This is a genomic window from Lysinibacillus capsici (assembly GCF_020217405.1).
Taxonomy (GTDB): Bacteria; Bacillota; Bacilli; order Bacillales_A; family Planococcaceae; genus Lysinibacillus; species Lysinibacillus capsici.
The window spans coordinates 3391601-3407056 of the sequence record NZ_CP084108.1 but is presented as its reverse complement, the minus strand read 5'-3'; the positions used below and the strand labels follow the sequence as shown (position 1 = coordinate 3407056).

Below are 15456 nucleotides of genomic sequence, written 5' to 3'. Positions count from 1 at the left end.
GAAAGAAAAGAAGAGACGACAAAATTACGCCTCATACATCATTTTCTTCGTCATGCCACCATCAACTGTAAGATTAATACCTGTCACAAAGTTATTCATAGGGTTTGTTAAATAGAGACAAGCCTGTGCAATATCTTCAGGCAGACCAACCCTTCCTGACAAATGCTGCGCATGATCGATTGGCCGCAGTGCCTCGTAATCACCTGTTTCAATCCACCCAGGTGAAATACAATTCACCGTAATTTGATCTGGCCCTAAAGATCGCGCTAAAGCATGTGTTAATGCGATGATCCCTCCCTTTGTAGCCGCATAAGCTTCTGTATGAGGCTCTGACATTTCAGCTCGCGTTGAGGCCAGCGAAACAATGGAACCACCCTTTGCATTATGTCGCATCACTTTTGCAGCCTCTCTGGCACAGAAAAAAGAACCCGTTAAATTCGTCTGCAACAAATCCTGCCACTCATCAAACGTCACCTCGTAAGGAGATTGATGCTGGAACTTCCCAGCATTATTAATTAAAATATGAATGGTCCCATATTGCTCAACAGCTCGCTGCATCAAATGAATGATATCCTGTTCCTTTGTCACATCCGTTGGAACAAATAATGCAGAGTAGCCTTGAGCAAGCATATCCTGTTCTAACTGTTGACCTAAGCCTGCATTCAAATCAGCAATCACCACTTTTGCACCTTGTTGTGCATATGCAAGCGTAATACCCTTACCAATCCCTTGTGCACCACCTGTGACCATAACGACTAAATCTTTAAACATCCGCAAACCTCCTACTTTTTTATCGCCAATAGTGTAGCAAATATTTTGCTATCCGTCCTGTTAAGTGGGTGAGGAAATGGTATAATGGATGCTGTAGCAACATATGATAAAAAATATGAGGCAAACCTTGCCTGCATAGTAAAATTAATGTTGACATTATGCTATAAAGTACATATAATAAATATTGTCCTTCCTATGGTATACATAAGAAACGACATCATGTCTCAGTAGCTCAGCTGGATAGAGCAACGGCCTTCTAAGCCGTCGGTCGGGGGTTCGAATCCCTCCTGGGACGTCAATAGCAAATCAAAGGTTAATTTTTAACCAAACTGAAAAGCGCTTGAAACCTTACGAACACTGGGTTTTGAGCGTTTTTTGCTTATATTAGTACTTTTAAGAATCACATTGAATGACATATAAAAAATAAATTAGGTAAACAAAATGTAAACATGATAAACAAAGAAATTAAGATGAATAAACATTAATCGCTATTTCTTCATCACGTTCTTCCATTTCTTTTAATACATGCGAATAGTGATTAAGTGTTGTTTGAATATCTGAATGTCCTAATCGTTTAGAAACAGAATGAATATTAGCTCCTTTATAGATTAAGACGCTTGTATGTGTATGACGTAAACCATGAATGGAAATATGTTCGATTTCTAATACATCTAGTGTTTTTCGTAATAATTTATTAGCACCTTCATTTGTTACTGTTTTAATGGACGATTGTCTATAAAAAACCAGGTTGTTTTCATTTTCAGGAACTGCTAAAATTAGCTTCTTAAATTCATTCATAACTTTCTTATCAATAGATATTTTTCTCTCCGATTGTTCATTTTTTATTGGTCCGAATCAGTTCCTCTTTTATAGTCCAATGCTCAATCAACTTTTATTTGATTTAGCTTAAAGTCGAAACAATCTGGAGTTAGTCCAGTTAACTCGCCAAACCTTAATCCTCATACAAACCCAATAAATTAAATGGTATGTGCTTGTGGAAGGCGATTAAATAATTCTTTGTATAATTTGACACTATCATTGTAGTTCAAATGTTGATCTTCACTCTTAGAATTATTAGAAGCGTTTAATTCCACTTTGCGAGTGAAGTCTATTGTTAATATATCCTTCCTCAATTGCGTCCTTTACACAGGCTCTTATATGTGTATTAAGCTTTCTAACAGTCTCTCTTGATTTACTTTCCCATACGCATTTAAAAATATTTGGTAATCGGCACGAGTAATTTTTTGTTGGTTTGTCTTTAAAATGTTTCTTGCCCCGTCCAACAGAATTTGAATACCTGTTAGTTATACGTATTAATGTGTTTGTTGGATAATCGGTTCAAAGATTGGGGTGATATGGACAAACTTGTAAAGTATATTGTAGAAGATATACATAGATCAGATCAAGATAATGTGGTAAAATATGGTTTTAACTCAATAAAAACGTATTACGGAAAAGGAGATAAAAAATTAGAAATTCGTTTCTTTATAGAGGATGGAAAATTATTAAGTTTCAATGCTTTTCCTGATCATTCAAATAAAGAAGCAGGTAATGTGATTTGGTTAATTCCACAATAATAATCTAAATAAGAGGAGTTATTATGGAAGAAATTAAGATAAATGATTATGTTGTAAAAGTAGATAAAGAGAAAACTTTAGAATTATACAAAACACTTCCGAAGGTTTCTGAAAAAGCTCATTGTGGTTGTGAAGATTGTCAACTTTACACGAAACAAATTCAGCTCACTAGTCCAGAAATTTTAAATTTCTTTAAACAATTTGGAGTAGATCCTACAAAAGAAGCCGAAGTTTGGAGAGCAATCCCCAATAAGGATGGATATGATACTTATAGTGCAGATTATCATTTTATAGGTTTTATAGAGGGTACGGATGATATAGATTGGATTCATATAGGAGAAGCATCTTTTGGACTTGCCAATCATGATGGAGATTTACCAAGTCCCATGATTCCAAGTACATTCTCAAAACCAATAGTAGAATTAGCTGTAAGGATAACAATGCCTAATTTGGAGATTTAATGTAAAAAAATTTGTTTATAAATTAATCCATGAAAGCCCAGGTACTCAATTTTTATTTTGAGCCTGGGCATTTTTTAAAAGTAACAAATTTAAGCATGCGTTACTTTATTATGGAATTCAGATTGAAAAATGCACATACGAAGAGCATCTCTATAAGAACCACCGGTAAAAAACTCCTCCCGAAGTTCTCCTTCTATATTAAATCCTGCTTTTTTATAAATATGAATAGCTTTTTCGTTTTGTTTATCGACTAATAAATATAATTTGTGCAGATTTAAATTATTAAAAGCATATTTCATAGCGAGTGTAGTAACAATGTAGGCATAACCTTTTCCTTGACAGTTAGGATCAATAATAATCTGGAATTCTGCGTTACGATGAATTAGGTCAATTTCTACTAGTTCAACTAGTCCGATAATTATCTTTTCATCTTCCACAATAAAGCGTCTTTCACTTTGCTTATGAATATGTTTATCAAATAAATCTTGCAGCTCTACAAAAGATTCATACGGTTCTTCAAACCAATATGACATTATCATAGAATCATTGTTTAATTTATGAACGTATTTTAAATCTTCTCTTTCTAAGGGCCTTAACTTAATATTATCTAGCATTCTAAATATCTCCTAAAATAGATTTCATAAGAATTTTAAGCTGTATAGCAACTATATAGTCAAGTGATTATAAATAGTAATTATTTTCATAAAAAAAGCCACTCCAACGAGTGACTAGATTGATCTGACCCAAAAAAGTTAGACATATTTAGTTAAGCAACTGCTAAGACCTGAGTTCTGTACTCCACCCGGCTTAGGTCTTTTAATTTTTCTTTCATTCGTTTGTGATTGTAGTAGTGAATATAGTCTTTGAGTTCCTGTTCAAAATGTGCCATGTGAGCCTGGGCTTTTTTGTTTCAAGGTTAGTCATTGTGCCAATATTCCTTTTTCCTTTGCTTCTTGTAGCCAAGAAGGGAACTCATCTAATAGGTTTTCGTATAGCTGTTCATCGGATACTGTTTCGATGTCCTCGAAGTGGAAGAAGTTTGCGTTGTCGATGTAGCGTCCTTCCATAGTATCTAACTTACGTAATACATCAAAATTAGAATCGCCGATGCCCACAAATTGCCAGAATATTGGTTTCGTTGAGGATTCCACAATGAATTTTTTAATGCCAGCTTTACAACCGCCATCATTGATGAAAATTAGGAAGACAGGTACATCACTAGGTTCTTCAACGGTATACTTTTTGATTACATCAGCCATAACTTGAGGCTCATCGTTTCGACCGAATTTATGGACCTCATCATTATTAAGGATGTTTTTTTCAACATAGCCTAGTAAGTTGTACTCAGTTACTTCAGGTAGACGAGAGAATTCATTATCATAGACCCAGATATCTAAAGCGCCATCGTCATCAAATTGGGAAGCTACTGCTGCGATTCGCTCTACTGCTTCTTGAACCTCGCCAATTTTGTACAAGTGTCTCATTGAGCCTGAGATATCCAATACAAGACCAACTTTAGCACGAACCCCGGTTAATTTTTTCTTTGTGAGTACGATTTTTACTTTATCTTTTCTAAGTGAAATAGTAGACATTTTGCTCCTCCTATGTATTGTAATAAAAACCACTTTTATTTATATATACCATAACATAACTATATGAATTTTAACTATAATCGATTGACGATAAATATAGTAAATGATAAATGTCGACATTTTGCTAACAGAAGGTTAATGAAACAGTATATTTTAAAAAGATTTGATTTGTTACGAGATAAGTTTGAGAAATCTTATAGATTAGCGCTTTAGAGGGGGTTTTTAATGGTTGGAAAAATATAATAAAACACCAAAAATCGTTAGAATTAGGAGACAACTAAAGCAGCAATACGTGATTACGTTAGACATGCTGTAGATAAAGACAAGATTGAGAAATCGTGGCTTTGTAAATTTGATTCAGGGATCATGACAAGTGGGTTTGAAAAATCAGGAGTTTATTATTGGTTAACATTTATTGCCCCTCTATCATACAGAGCATCGAGATAAAAAGAGGTGCTAGATTAAAATATAAAGAATTGCATAATTAAGAATTTAAATGAATAAACAGGTGTCTAGTACTGAGGAGCACTTTCACACCTGTTTTATCTTTAGAGAAGCAATCTAATAAATAACTACTTTTTTTCTTAGAAAATAGGCATTGCTGAGGTGATACTTTATGATACATAGCGTAGACTGTCCAGAGACAGTCCTGCTAAGAATGTTTTTAAAATAAACTAGAAAAGAAATTTTTCGTAGTATTAACAATTGAATTAAAAGTAGTGGAAATGAAATTAATAGCAGCACTTATCGCATTTTTTACAGTTTCCACAACAGTAACAAAAACATTTAAAACTTTATCCATAATATCTTGTATAAAGGCACCGACTTTATCAGCAATAGTAAGGATTAGTGTTTGGGCTGAAGGATGCTCTTCACCAAAATCTATCAATGAATCGTAGTATTTATTGATCATGTCTTCCGATTTTTTTAAAGCTTCCTCTTTTTTCTTCCGCATATTTTCAAAGAAAGCTGTTTGATTTTTATCATTCTCTAACTGCTTAACATTCTCTTTTAAGTCTAATTCTTCTTGCACATAAAAATGATTAACGTTCTCCTGATATTCTTGTGTTAGTTTTTGTAATTCATCAGGTGCATCTGTTAATGAAGGGGCTTGAAGTCCAATGAACGCTGCTAAAGAAAATTCTTTTGTTTGCTCGCCCGTATAAGCATCTCTCATTTGATTCATAATACTACTAAAATTTTTTACTGCTACTGTCATAATTATTCCTCCTAGTAATTTAATTGTTGAAACAACTATAGATTATCAACAAAAGGTTAAAATTAGGTTAAAAAACATAAATTTACTTTTTTTCTTTAATATGAGATGATTTAATTAAAATAATCTGCATTTAATAAGAGTAGAAAGACCACTCCATGATGGGTGGTCTCAATCTTTATATAGGGTTACATGATGCGGAGAAAATTAAAAAAGACCACCTCTAATAGAGTGGTCAATATAGATAAAACGCTAATTTGTCTTACATTATAATGAAGTTGACTTACCTTTTTTCTCATCCATAATAAGGTCTTCTTCTCGTTGTGGGCGTGGGGCTTCAGTATATTCTTTGCGCCCATTAGGTTTTTTGGAGTCTGCTCCACTAGCAAATGATTGTTTTGTTTTTGTTGGCTCGTCTGTTGCAAACTCTGTATTTTTTTTATCTCGTTTCATGTCAACACCTCCTCAAGATATTATTTAACTTACCCTATAAAATATCCCTTGTTTATTTCTATTTCATATTTAAATATTTCAGATCACCCCAAGACTATGTAAGGTAAATTTGGTAGGAACTTTCTGATGTTTGATTTTTGCATAAAATAATTGATTTTTTAGAAATAATGAATTTTTATGTTAAAATAAACCAAAGACATTTTAGAAAAGTATCGGCGCTCTAATTGGAGGTTGAACAGATGGATGAGAAGAAGAAGGGGAAATTACAAATCCTCGTAATAATTTTAATGATATTCCTTTTGGTTGCAACGTTTGTTTTATTTTTCATAGGTAAATATATGGTGGCATTTATTTTATTTGGAATTTTTATGCTAATACTAAATTTTATTAGTAGCTGGAAAAACTTAGATAACGCAGATTACGTTTATAGAAAAATTCATAAGAGTAACCAGAAGTGGTGATTACTAGACTTTGACCTTAGAAATGTTGCTATACTTATGTTACTTTTAGTGCTTATTTGGATATGTGAAAAGAGCAGAGAAGGAATCCTCACTTTATATGAAGAAATTGTGAGTTATAATATTCAACAACTACGGAGGTGCTTTTTTGCAAACATTTTTTAAATATAATTGGCTAGTTAGGGAAGACTGGTTTCGTTGGTGTGAAGAGTTGACTGATGAAGAACTTTTTCAAAACCGAACTGGTGGAATGGGCAGTATACTACACACACTTTTCCATATCATTGATGTTGAATGGAGTTGGATTCGTCTATTACAAGGGAAAACTGATTTTCAGGAGTGCTTTGATGAATATAGTAGCTTGGAAAAGGTTCGTAAATTGGAAGCTGCATTTTATTTAGAAGTAGAAAGCTTTGTAAACCAATGGGATGACAGTATGGAAGGGCGTATACTTCATATTTCATTAGACGATGGTAGTATGGAGACACATACATGGGGGGAAATCATTCGTCATACCATTGCACATGAAATTCACCATATAGGACAATTATCAATTTGGGCAAGGGAGATGGGGAGAGCGCCTGTTTCTGCAAATTTAATCAGACGAGGTCTTTCTTCATCATTGAAAGATTCAGTAAGTGCTCAAATAAATATTAAAGCGTCTAAATAGAAAGAAAGATTCTATAGAAATGTATAAATGCTAGAAAACGATGTCATAGAATCTTGTTTTTTAGTCTAAATAGTGTTCCAGAAAATCTTCCAATTCATTTGAATGGGAGATTTTTTGATGCCCAAATGAGAAAAATTGCGGGGCAGATTTCATAAAGGTTAATTATGGCTTAAAGTACCCAGTAAAAGTTAGTTAAAAACTTATGCTTACTGGGTATTTTTTGAACAATATTTAGGTTAATTAGAAATATTTATATGAAGAATTGCTAACAACTTGACAGAAGTTTAAATGGGGAGTACTATACATTGGTCGCGAAAAAAGCTATTGTAACGTAACATTTTATAAAGTGCAATACAGTACTTATCAGTATATATATCTAGATTTTAATTTAATCAGTAAAAGGTAGGTGCAAAAATGAAAAATCTAGTAAATAAAAAAGATAACCTATTACAAAACTTTTTAGGAATTTATATAGTAGCAGTATTAATGTTATGGATTAAAACATACATCTCTCAACTATCACAATTTGACTTAGGTGTTGAAGGAATCATTCAACAATTCCTTTTACTAATAAATCCACTAGGCTCAGCAATGCTATTTCTAGGATTTTCATTTATATTTAAAGGAAAAAGAAAATACACATCACTCGTTGTAGTTTACACATTGATGTCTATTGTCTTATATGCCAACATTGTTTATTACCGATTCTTTAGTGATTTCATTACATTACCTACACTTTCCCAAACGCAGAACTTCGGGGATTTAGGCGGCAGTGTTCTTTCTTTGCTAAAACCTTATGATATCTTATTCTTTGTGGATGTTTTTGTTATGTTTTATCTACTATTCTCTAAAAAAATCCCAAAAGATTCGAAGCGTTTTGGCTATAAAAAGGGAATGGCAATCATTGCCTTTGCATTAGCGGTATCAGTCCTTAATTTAGGACTAGCTGAATCTAATCGTCCTCAACTTTTAACACGTGGTTTTGATAGAAACTATATTGTGAAATATCTAGGGATGTATAACTATACGATTTATGACTCAGTTGAAACGATGAAAGCATCTTCTCAGAGAGCTTTGGCTGATAGTAGTGATATTACAGAAGTAATTAACTATACAAAATCAAACTATGCCAAACCGAAAGCACAATATTTTGGTGCAGCTAAGGGAATGAATGTTATCTATTTACATTTAGAATCATTCCAAAACTTTTTAATCGACTATAAATTAAACGGTGAAGAAGTAACACCATTTTTAAATTCATTAGCAAAAGATAAGAATACATTGTATTTTGATAATTTCTTCCATCAAACAGGTCAAGGGAAAACGTCTGATGCAGAATTTATGCTTGAAAACTCTTTATTTGGGTTACCTCAAGGATCAGCTTATATTACAAAAGCACAAAATACGTATCAGGCAGCTCCAAGTATTTTAAAAGATTATGGTTATACATCAGCTGTATTCCATGGTAATAACGGAAGCTTTTGGAATAGAAATGTGATTTATAAATCATTTGGATTCGACAAATTCTTTGATGCTAGTTACTATAACACAGGTACTTCCGAGGACATGGCTGAATATGGTTTGTTAGATAAACCATTCTTTGAACAATCTCAAAATCTTTTAAGCTCCTTACCACAACCTTTTTATACAAAATTAATTACGGTAGGGAATCACTATCCATATAAAATGAATCAAGATTTAGTGACAATTGATAAAGCCAATACGGGAGATGCAAGCGTTGATAATTATTTCCAAACAGCGCGTTATGCAGACGAAGCAATTCAACAGGTATTCCAGCAATTAAAAGAATCAGGTTTATATGATCATTCAATGATTGTGCTTTATGGTGACCATTACGGTATTTCCGATAATCATAATAAAGCGATGGAACAAGTCATTGGAAAAGAGATTACACCATATGAAAGTGCTAATTTACAACGTGTACCATTATTTATACATGTTCCAGGCATACAAGGTGGTACCAACCATAGCTATGGTGGCCAAACAGACCTACTGCCAACGTTATTGCATTTACTAGGAATTGATTCACAACAATTTGTTCAATTTGGTTCAGACTTATTATCAGAAGAGCATGATGAAATTGTACCATTTAGAAATGGCGATTTTGTCAGCCCTACGATTTATTCAATTAATGAAAAATATTATGATAATAAAACAGGCTTACCATTAGACGACAGTCAATTGGAGGAAGCAAAGAAGATTAAAAATGAAGTAGATCATAAATTGGCGTTATCTGATAGAGTCGTAAATGGTGACTTATTGAGATTCTATACGCCAACAGGTTATACGCCAGTTGATCCTTCTCAATATAATTACTCTCCTGATGAAAATGTAGAGTCTAAATAATTTAAGGCAATTCAAGGGATTGTGTACGATATCAAAGTCTATAGGATATCATACCATGACCTTGAATTGCTTTTTTTATAGGTCCTTTTGTAATACTAGGATTTTATATTCTCTTTAAGATTCAAATTGAAAAGATGGACTAACTGAAAAAGCGATTCAAATCCTTTAATGGTAAGGGTTTGAATCGTTTTATTATTAGGAAAGGAAAGGACAAACATGATGGCGCTCATATCCTTACGTATTTCTTTTTAAAGAATAATTTAGATGAAAAAAGGAAAGAAATAGGTGTAAATTTGAGGAGTTGATCGGGATGGAGTTTTATAAAGACATAATCATTTACTGTTATAGTTGTCGTAAAAAGACTGTGTTTACATGTAAAGATACACATGAAAAAAAGGGTGTCGATAGTCACTGCAGTGAATGTACAGGTATTTGGTTTGAATGGCAAAACCGAGCAGTCGAGAGAGAAATGGAGAAGTGGATTGCATATAATAAAGATTTAGTAAATAATATGCACCACTGATCTATATTTTTACACAAGAGTTAAGTTGAGTACATCTAAAAAGCGTATTATCAAGTAAGTACGATGAGGCGTTGGAAGTGCCATTTTCTTTTAAGAGAGTGGTTCTTTTTCTTTTGTTTAGACAAAAGCTCTGAATGAACAAAATTACTATTCCTTTATCTCATTTGATTCAGAGACGTGAATAATAGAATTAATGAATCCAAACCATGATTTGCCCGTATACATATTATTATGATAATCAGGGGGCATCATGGACGTTTATAAAAAGATTGCAATTATTGGGGGAACAGGTAAAGCGGGGCGTTACATGGCTTCTAAAGCATTAGAGAAAGGATATCACGTACGTATGCTTGTTAGAAACCCAGAAAAGTTAGTTTTCAGAGACAGTAGGATTGAGGTAATAGAAGGAAATGCACAAAATATCGAAGATCTTCAAAAGCTATTAAAAGATTGTCAAATCGTTATCAATACTTTTGGTCAACCAATGAAAGAAAAACCAATTTATAGTAAAGTAACGGAAAATATATTGGGAGTCATGTCTGATTTACATGTGGATCGTTATATTGGGGTAACGGGTGGATCTCTAACCATTGCTGGAGATACAAAGAGTATGATAAATAGAATAGGTGCAAAGATATTTAAAATTATTTATTCAAAAATGATGATGGATAAGAAAAAAGAATGGCATCTACTTAGCCATAATCAAGTAATCAAATGGACCCTAATTAGACTTCCATTTATAGTAGAGGGAAAAGAAGTAGGGTTCATAAAGGAAAATCTTAGAGATATGCCAGGGACAAAGATAACAAATAGGGATATAGCTACATTCACCATTAACCAAATAGAAAATCAAAAATATGTACAAAAAGCACCGTTTATATCCAATTAATCCAATTTAAAGGGGGATGCCACTTGGAAAGGGATAGGGTCAGCGCATCAACTAAATGACGTTATCCCTTTTGAATGCTCCACAAAATTTTCCCTTGCCTCAATCGTATTGGTTCAAAAACTCAAATGATTTCCTTTAGAATAGCTTTTAATTAAAACCTTCTCCAATAAACCTTCCAACCCCTCTTAACAACCAATAAATGATTCTAAATGGGAGGAAAAGCAATTCTGGTATCCAAACAAGTACGTCAAGAAATAAGTCAATTAAAGAATATTGATCATTACGTCTCTTCTCTCTTCTCCTTGTGTTTTTCCTTTCTTGCAACCATTTCTTCACATTACTCGACCCCTTTTACAAAAAAAGTGCTGGCTTTCTTAAATAAGTTTACGATTCATGGCTTTAGATGGTTTCATTTTTAAAAAACTTTATGATGTAAAAGTAGATATTGGGGATGAATGGGTGTAAAAATGGGGCTTATTATATTTCTTTAGCGATGTGTATTACCGAAAATGTGGGAAATGGAAAATATAAAATTGAATAAGGCAAAGGGTATACAGATTTAAAAAGGGCCACTAGACGGGGAGTGACCCTTTTTGCTATGATGTATCGACATTATTATTGGCTCCCAATAATGAAGATCATCCCTTTTTCATGTTTTATCAATAAATATTAATATTCTTTTTGGACGAAAGCTGCTCCAACAATAATGAGAAGAATGAATAGCACAACGATTAAAACGAATGTTGAACTATTATTTTTACCGCCATAGTCCATACCACAACTCATGTTATAACCCCCGCTATAGTCATTACCATAGCCTCCATAACAACAATTGAAATTACCCATATTTCCAAAGTATCCCATCAAGATCTCTCCTTTCTTTCAGTTTATTGTATGAATGCCGTTGAAAGAGAAAAGGGTATTCGTCTAATGAATCGTATTTACGTAATTTTAAAAGGGATATTGGGCAAAGGATGCGTATCACTAAACATTTGATATGAATGAAACTAAAGATTAGTTGTCAATCCACTCCATCATTATTGTCAATTTTTTGATGAATGATGGTGGAACAGGTTTGAAACAGTAAGTCTATGTTAATCTGTTTCTATTTTTCTTCAATCTGTTGTGGAAAGGAATCATTTATTTTTTTATTAAATATTGTGAGAGTTTTTTTTCATTCGCTCGTTATTACTTGTAGAGAAGAAAGGAGGTTTTCTAACATCGTGTATTCATTAATTAATCAGCTACAAAAAAAGGAAGAACAAGCTTTAAGAGAAGTGATTAACAAATATGGAGGTTATGTGAAAGCCATAGTAGTGAAAGTGTTACAGCCCAATCAAACAGCTATTGAAGAATGTATCAACGATGTATTTCTAACCATTTGGCAAAAGAGTATTCAATTTTCTGGCGATGAGATTGATTTTAAAAAATGGATTGGTGTTATCGCAAAATATAAAGCGATTGATACATATAGAAGTCTTCAAAATAAGCCTAAAACAGTCGAGTTACTTTCATCAATTACAAATAGCAAGGATCTTCCAGAAAGAATTGTTGAACAAAGAGTACAAAAAGAGCAACTGTTTATCAGTATTTTAAATTTAAGTAAAAACGATCAGGAAATTTTTCTATTGAAATACTACTTAGGATATTCCAACGGAGAAATCGCAGAGATATTTGCTCTATCTAAATCAGCTGTTGAAAATCGTTTATATCGAGGTAAGTTAAAGTTAACAGAAGAGCTGGGAGGTATCTAAATGAACGAAAAAGACTTTATCGGAATAGATGTTGAAGAGATTGAACCAGTTGAATTATCTGATTGGGAAAAGTTTAATATTGAAAAAAGTGTTTTACGGTCATCTTCAACCAAGAAGTATGTTTTTAAAAAATGGAAATGGGTTAGTATAGTCGCCATGCTCACATTCATTTTTACTAGTAGTAGCATTTGGCTACCTGTAGTGGCTAATCGAGTACCAATTGTACAGCAACTATTAAATAGCAATGATAGTCCCCAATTACAAGTATTTAGTGATCATGCATCAATCATCAATCAAAAAGACGAAAGTAACGGAACCTCCATTGAATTAGCTGAGGCTTTTTTCGATGGAACTGTTGTATCGGTTAGTTATGAAATGAAACATGAAGAATCGATAGATGATCCCCCTCTATTTTGGAAGGGTGATTTAGAAGTCAACGGAAACAAGTTAGACGTACTTAGTCATCAAATCATTAAAAAGAATGATGTTACTTGGATTGGTATGTTTACGGCGAGAGTTTCAGACAAAGTAATAGATGAAACGATAAATGTACATTGGCGTCCTAAAGATTTTATAGGTATGAAAAATACAACTCTTGTAGAAGGAGCTTGGGACTTTCAATTAGAACTTACACCAACCCGAGCGTATTCAAGAAAAGTAAATATACCATTTGGTAATGATCAATACCAGCTATTATATAATCAAATAACAGAGGGAAAATATATAACCACTCTTTATTTTGAGGGAAATCTTGACTGGGAGACAGAATTTTTAATGGTAGACATAGAAGATAATCTTGGAAATGTATATGAAAAGGTAGGAGCAACAACTATTAAAAGCGGTTCTGGGCGAGTAAATGGTTATGTTGAGGTTTTTATACCTGATTCTGATATTCGAACGCTAATCATTACGCCAACTATAAGAATTGTTGACGAAAAAACATTAGAGCGGAAAGAGCTTGTTCCGCTCCCAAGTATTAATATTTCTCTAAAATGATATGGTCTGTTCCTACAACTTCTTTCCAAAGGCTGAAGAAAATCAAATCATTGAAGTTGTTTCAATGAATTATACAGGTTAGTATCTTTACCATTAGCTCATCAAGCTATTAAATTTTTAATTCTTCCTTTTAGTACCAATAATCATAAAGCCTAATAATAAATATAGAAAACTGGCCGAAATGGAGCTATACAACAGGAATGTAATTGAAGTTGGTGCCCACACTTTAATAAATGTCCAATTTAAGCCGCCAAGTACTGTGTTAGGTGTGATAAATATTGCTGTCAGCATTGTCGCCACAAGTATAGTATGGGTAAATAAGAACAATATTCTTTTGTAATTTAGCTTTGCCATACTACATTGTTTTTTATAAAGGCTGCGTATATTCTTAACGAATAGATAACAGAAAATAATGCTGATTGCGATGATGATAGCACAGATGATTGTCACAATTTTATCTAGCTTTTGATAGCTGCTGATATGTAGCATGTCAATCATTTTGCCCTCCCATATATCCATAACACCTTGTCCAATCGCTGTGGTAGAGCTTGTATTCATATTGGCTAAAATAGCAACCCCGAATTATTCGTCAGGTTGCATAATGAAATACGAGGAAAAGGTTGGATTCTCACCAGCATGGTAGATATATGACTTTGTGTCCTTTTTCACAACGGCCCAACCGTTTGCATAGTAAGTATTCGTATCAAAAGGCTCCACTGTTAGATCTGGAGTATGGGATTCTTGAATTAAATTGTTACTGATTGAATAGATATCACTGTTTCCTAACTGTAATTTTAACCATCTGGCTATATCATTAGCGTTACTGATGATATAACCAGCAGGGATATTGCCACGATAGATAGGTGGTATGAATGGCTGCTCTCTCATTAGACCTATTTTATAGCCAGAAGCCATATGTGTGGACTGTACTTGGTGAATCCCTACAAAAGATTGATGCATACCAACAGGTTGTAAAATTTTCTGTTGAATATACTGATCGAATGGCTGTTTTGCCACTTGTTCAATGACGAGTCCTAAGACATCATAGTTGATGGTTGCATATTCAAAAGAACTACCTGGTTGACGATTTAGAGATTGATACAGTAGTGTTTTAACTGTTAATTCAAGGGCATTATCCGCTGTGCTTTCTGGGATTCGAGTAATGGAATTTGAGGGAATTCCGCTAGTATGAGACAATAGCTGCTGTATTGTCACAGCCTGATCCTCGCCTTTATAGGTTAATGATAACCAAGGGATATACTTTCTGACATCATCGGATCGTTTTAACAAACCTTGCTTTTCTAATTGAAAAATAGCAAGACCTGTAAATGCTTTAGACGTGGAGCCTAGCTCAAAAAGAGTATCAGAGGTAACCGGCGTTTTTGTTTTCGTATCTGCAAAGCCAAAGCCCCGTTGATAGACGGTTTTCCCTTTATCAACAATAATTACTGAAATTCCTGGGATTTTACTAATGGTTTGCTGCTCCTTAATAAACTGATCAATTTTACTAATTGCATCATTTGATGCTGCGTGTCCAAATCCGGGTGTGAACGAAAAGAACAGTAACATTACTGTCATCATCACCGATTTCTTCATGAATAATGTCATGTTGTTTTTCTCCTTAGAACGTAATGTGCTTGTGACAACATGGTTTACTGTAACAAGAAAAATAAGGGTAAACCATCGATTAACATGACTATTTCCGGGATAACATGACAAAATTGTCACT

General features: G+C 33.4%; 14 protein-coding genes, 1 tRNA gene and 2 pseudogenes. 8 read left to right on the top strand and 9 right to left on the bottom strand.

The window, feature by feature from the left end; translation table 11 throughout:
• Positions 1-24: 24 nt before the first annotated feature.
• Positions 25-771: an SDR family NAD(P)-dependent oxidoreductase gene (locus LCP48_RS16775; protein ID WP_225340391.1), complete on the bottom strand. Its 747-nt coding sequence runs from the start codon at positions 769-771 to the stop codon at positions 25-27.
• 221 nt (positions 772-992) lie between these two features.
• On the opposite strand from LCP48_RS16775, the gene LCP48_RS16770 reads away from it, so the two are divergent.
• Positions 993-1066: transfer RNA gene (locus LCP48_RS16770), tRNA-Arg, on the top strand.
• Positions 1067-1236: 170 nt separating this feature from the next.
• Here LCP48_RS16770 and LCP48_RS16765 read toward each other — a convergent pair.
• A complete protein-coding gene (locus tag LCP48_RS16765; RefSeq protein ID WP_216486122.1) occupies positions 1237-1569 on the bottom strand; it encodes a tyrosine-type recombinase/integrase in 333 nt (110 codons plus the stop codon).
• A 557-nt stretch (positions 1570-2126) separates the two neighbouring features.
• On the opposite strand from LCP48_RS16765, the gene LCP48_RS16760 reads away from it, so the two are divergent.
• Together LCP48_RS16760 and LCP48_RS16755 are read left to right on the top strand one after the other, a co-directional pair.
• Complete coding sequence (locus LCP48_RS16760; RefSeq protein WP_216486125.1) at positions 2127-2348, top strand: hypothetical protein; 222 nt, start codon at positions 2127-2129, stop codon at positions 2346-2348.
• 23 nt (positions 2349-2371) lie between these two features.
• Positions 2372-2809, top strand: a complete 438-nt coding sequence (locus tag LCP48_RS16755) for a hypothetical protein (protein ID WP_004226513.1) — start codon at positions 2372-2374, stop codon at positions 2807-2809.
• An 89-nt stretch (positions 2810-2898) separates the two neighbouring features.
• On the opposite strand, the gene speG is transcribed toward LCP48_RS16755, so the two are convergent.
• The 5 genes and pseudogenes from speG to LCP48_RS16730 form a co-directional block, all read right to left on the bottom strand.
• Positions 2899-3423: a spermidine N1-acetyltransferase gene (gene speG / locus LCP48_RS16750; RefSeq protein ID WP_004226515.1), complete on the bottom strand. Its 525-nt coding sequence runs from the start codon at positions 3421-3423 to the stop codon at positions 2899-2901.
• 152 nt (positions 3424-3575) lie between these two features.
• Positions 3576-3698 (bottom strand): annotated as a pseudogene (locus LCP48_RS16745) (IS3 family transposase); the annotation flags it as partial.
• A 31-nt stretch (positions 3699-3729) separates the two neighbouring features.
• Complete coding sequence (locus LCP48_RS16740) at positions 3730-4401, bottom strand: vWA domain-containing protein (protein WP_004226517.1); 672 nt, start codon at positions 4399-4401, stop codon at positions 3730-3732.
• Positions 4402-5065: 664 nt separating this feature from the next.
• Positions 5066-5620, bottom strand: coding sequence for a hypothetical protein (locus LCP48_RS16735; protein WP_004226519.1), 555 nt, complete (start codon positions 5618-5620; stop codon positions 5066-5068).
• Between the two features lie 264 nt (positions 5621-5884).
• Entirely contained in the window at positions 5885-6070 is a 186-nt protein-coding gene (locus LCP48_RS16730) for a hypothetical protein (RefSeq protein ID WP_009373919.1), read from the bottom strand.
• A 606-nt stretch (positions 6071-6676) separates the two neighbouring features.
• Here LCP48_RS16730 and LCP48_RS16725 point away from each other — a divergent pair.
• The 3 genes from LCP48_RS16725 to LCP48_RS16715 all read left to right on the top strand — a co-directional run bounded on the left by LCP48_RS16725 (position 6677) and on the right by LCP48_RS16715 (position 10977).
• The gene (locus LCP48_RS16725; protein ID WP_009373921.1) at positions 6677-7198 is read left to right on the top strand and encodes a DinB family protein; all 522 of its coding nucleotides are present in this window, start codon (positions 6677-6679) and stop codon (positions 7196-7198) included.
• A gap of 414 nt (positions 7199-7612) precedes the next feature.
• Positions 7613-9565, top strand: a complete 1953-nt coding sequence (locus tag LCP48_RS16720) for a lipoteichoic acid synthase (protein ID WP_004226535.1) — start codon at positions 7613-7615, stop codon at positions 9563-9565.
• Between the two features lie 773 nt (positions 9566-10338).
• Positions 10339-10977 carry an NAD(P)H-binding protein gene (locus tag LCP48_RS16715; RefSeq protein ID WP_004226539.1) on the top strand — a complete coding sequence of 213 codons (639 nt, stop codon included), beginning with the start codon at positions 10339-10341 and terminating at the stop codon, positions 10975-10977.
• A 669-nt stretch (positions 10978-11646) separates the two neighbouring features.
• On the opposite strand, the gene LCP48_RS23540 is transcribed toward LCP48_RS16715, so the two are convergent.
• Entirely contained in the window at positions 11647-11841 is a 195-nt protein-coding gene (locus LCP48_RS23540) for a YjcZ family sporulation protein (RefSeq protein ID WP_004226543.1), read from the bottom strand.
• A 359-nt stretch (positions 11842-12200) separates the two neighbouring features.
• Here LCP48_RS23540 and LCP48_RS16705 point away from each other — a divergent pair, with 359 nt between their 5' ends.
• Together LCP48_RS16705 and LCP48_RS16700 are read left to right on the top strand one after the other, a co-directional pair.
• The gene (locus LCP48_RS16705) at positions 12201-12731 is read left to right on the top strand and encodes a sigma-70 family RNA polymerase sigma factor (protein WP_009373927.1); all 531 of its coding nucleotides are present in this window, start codon (positions 12201-12203) and stop codon (positions 12729-12731) included.
• Positions 12732-13727, top strand: a complete 996-nt coding sequence (locus LCP48_RS16700; protein WP_004226547.1) for a DUF4179 domain-containing protein — start codon at positions 12732-12734, stop codon at positions 13725-13727.
• Between the two features lie 117 nt (positions 13728-13844).
• Here the strand turns inward: LCP48_RS16700 and LCP48_RS16690 are convergent.
• Positions 13845-15335: pseudogene (locus LCP48_RS16690) on the bottom strand (serine hydrolase domain-containing protein).
• Positions 15336-15456: the final 121 nt, after the last annotated feature.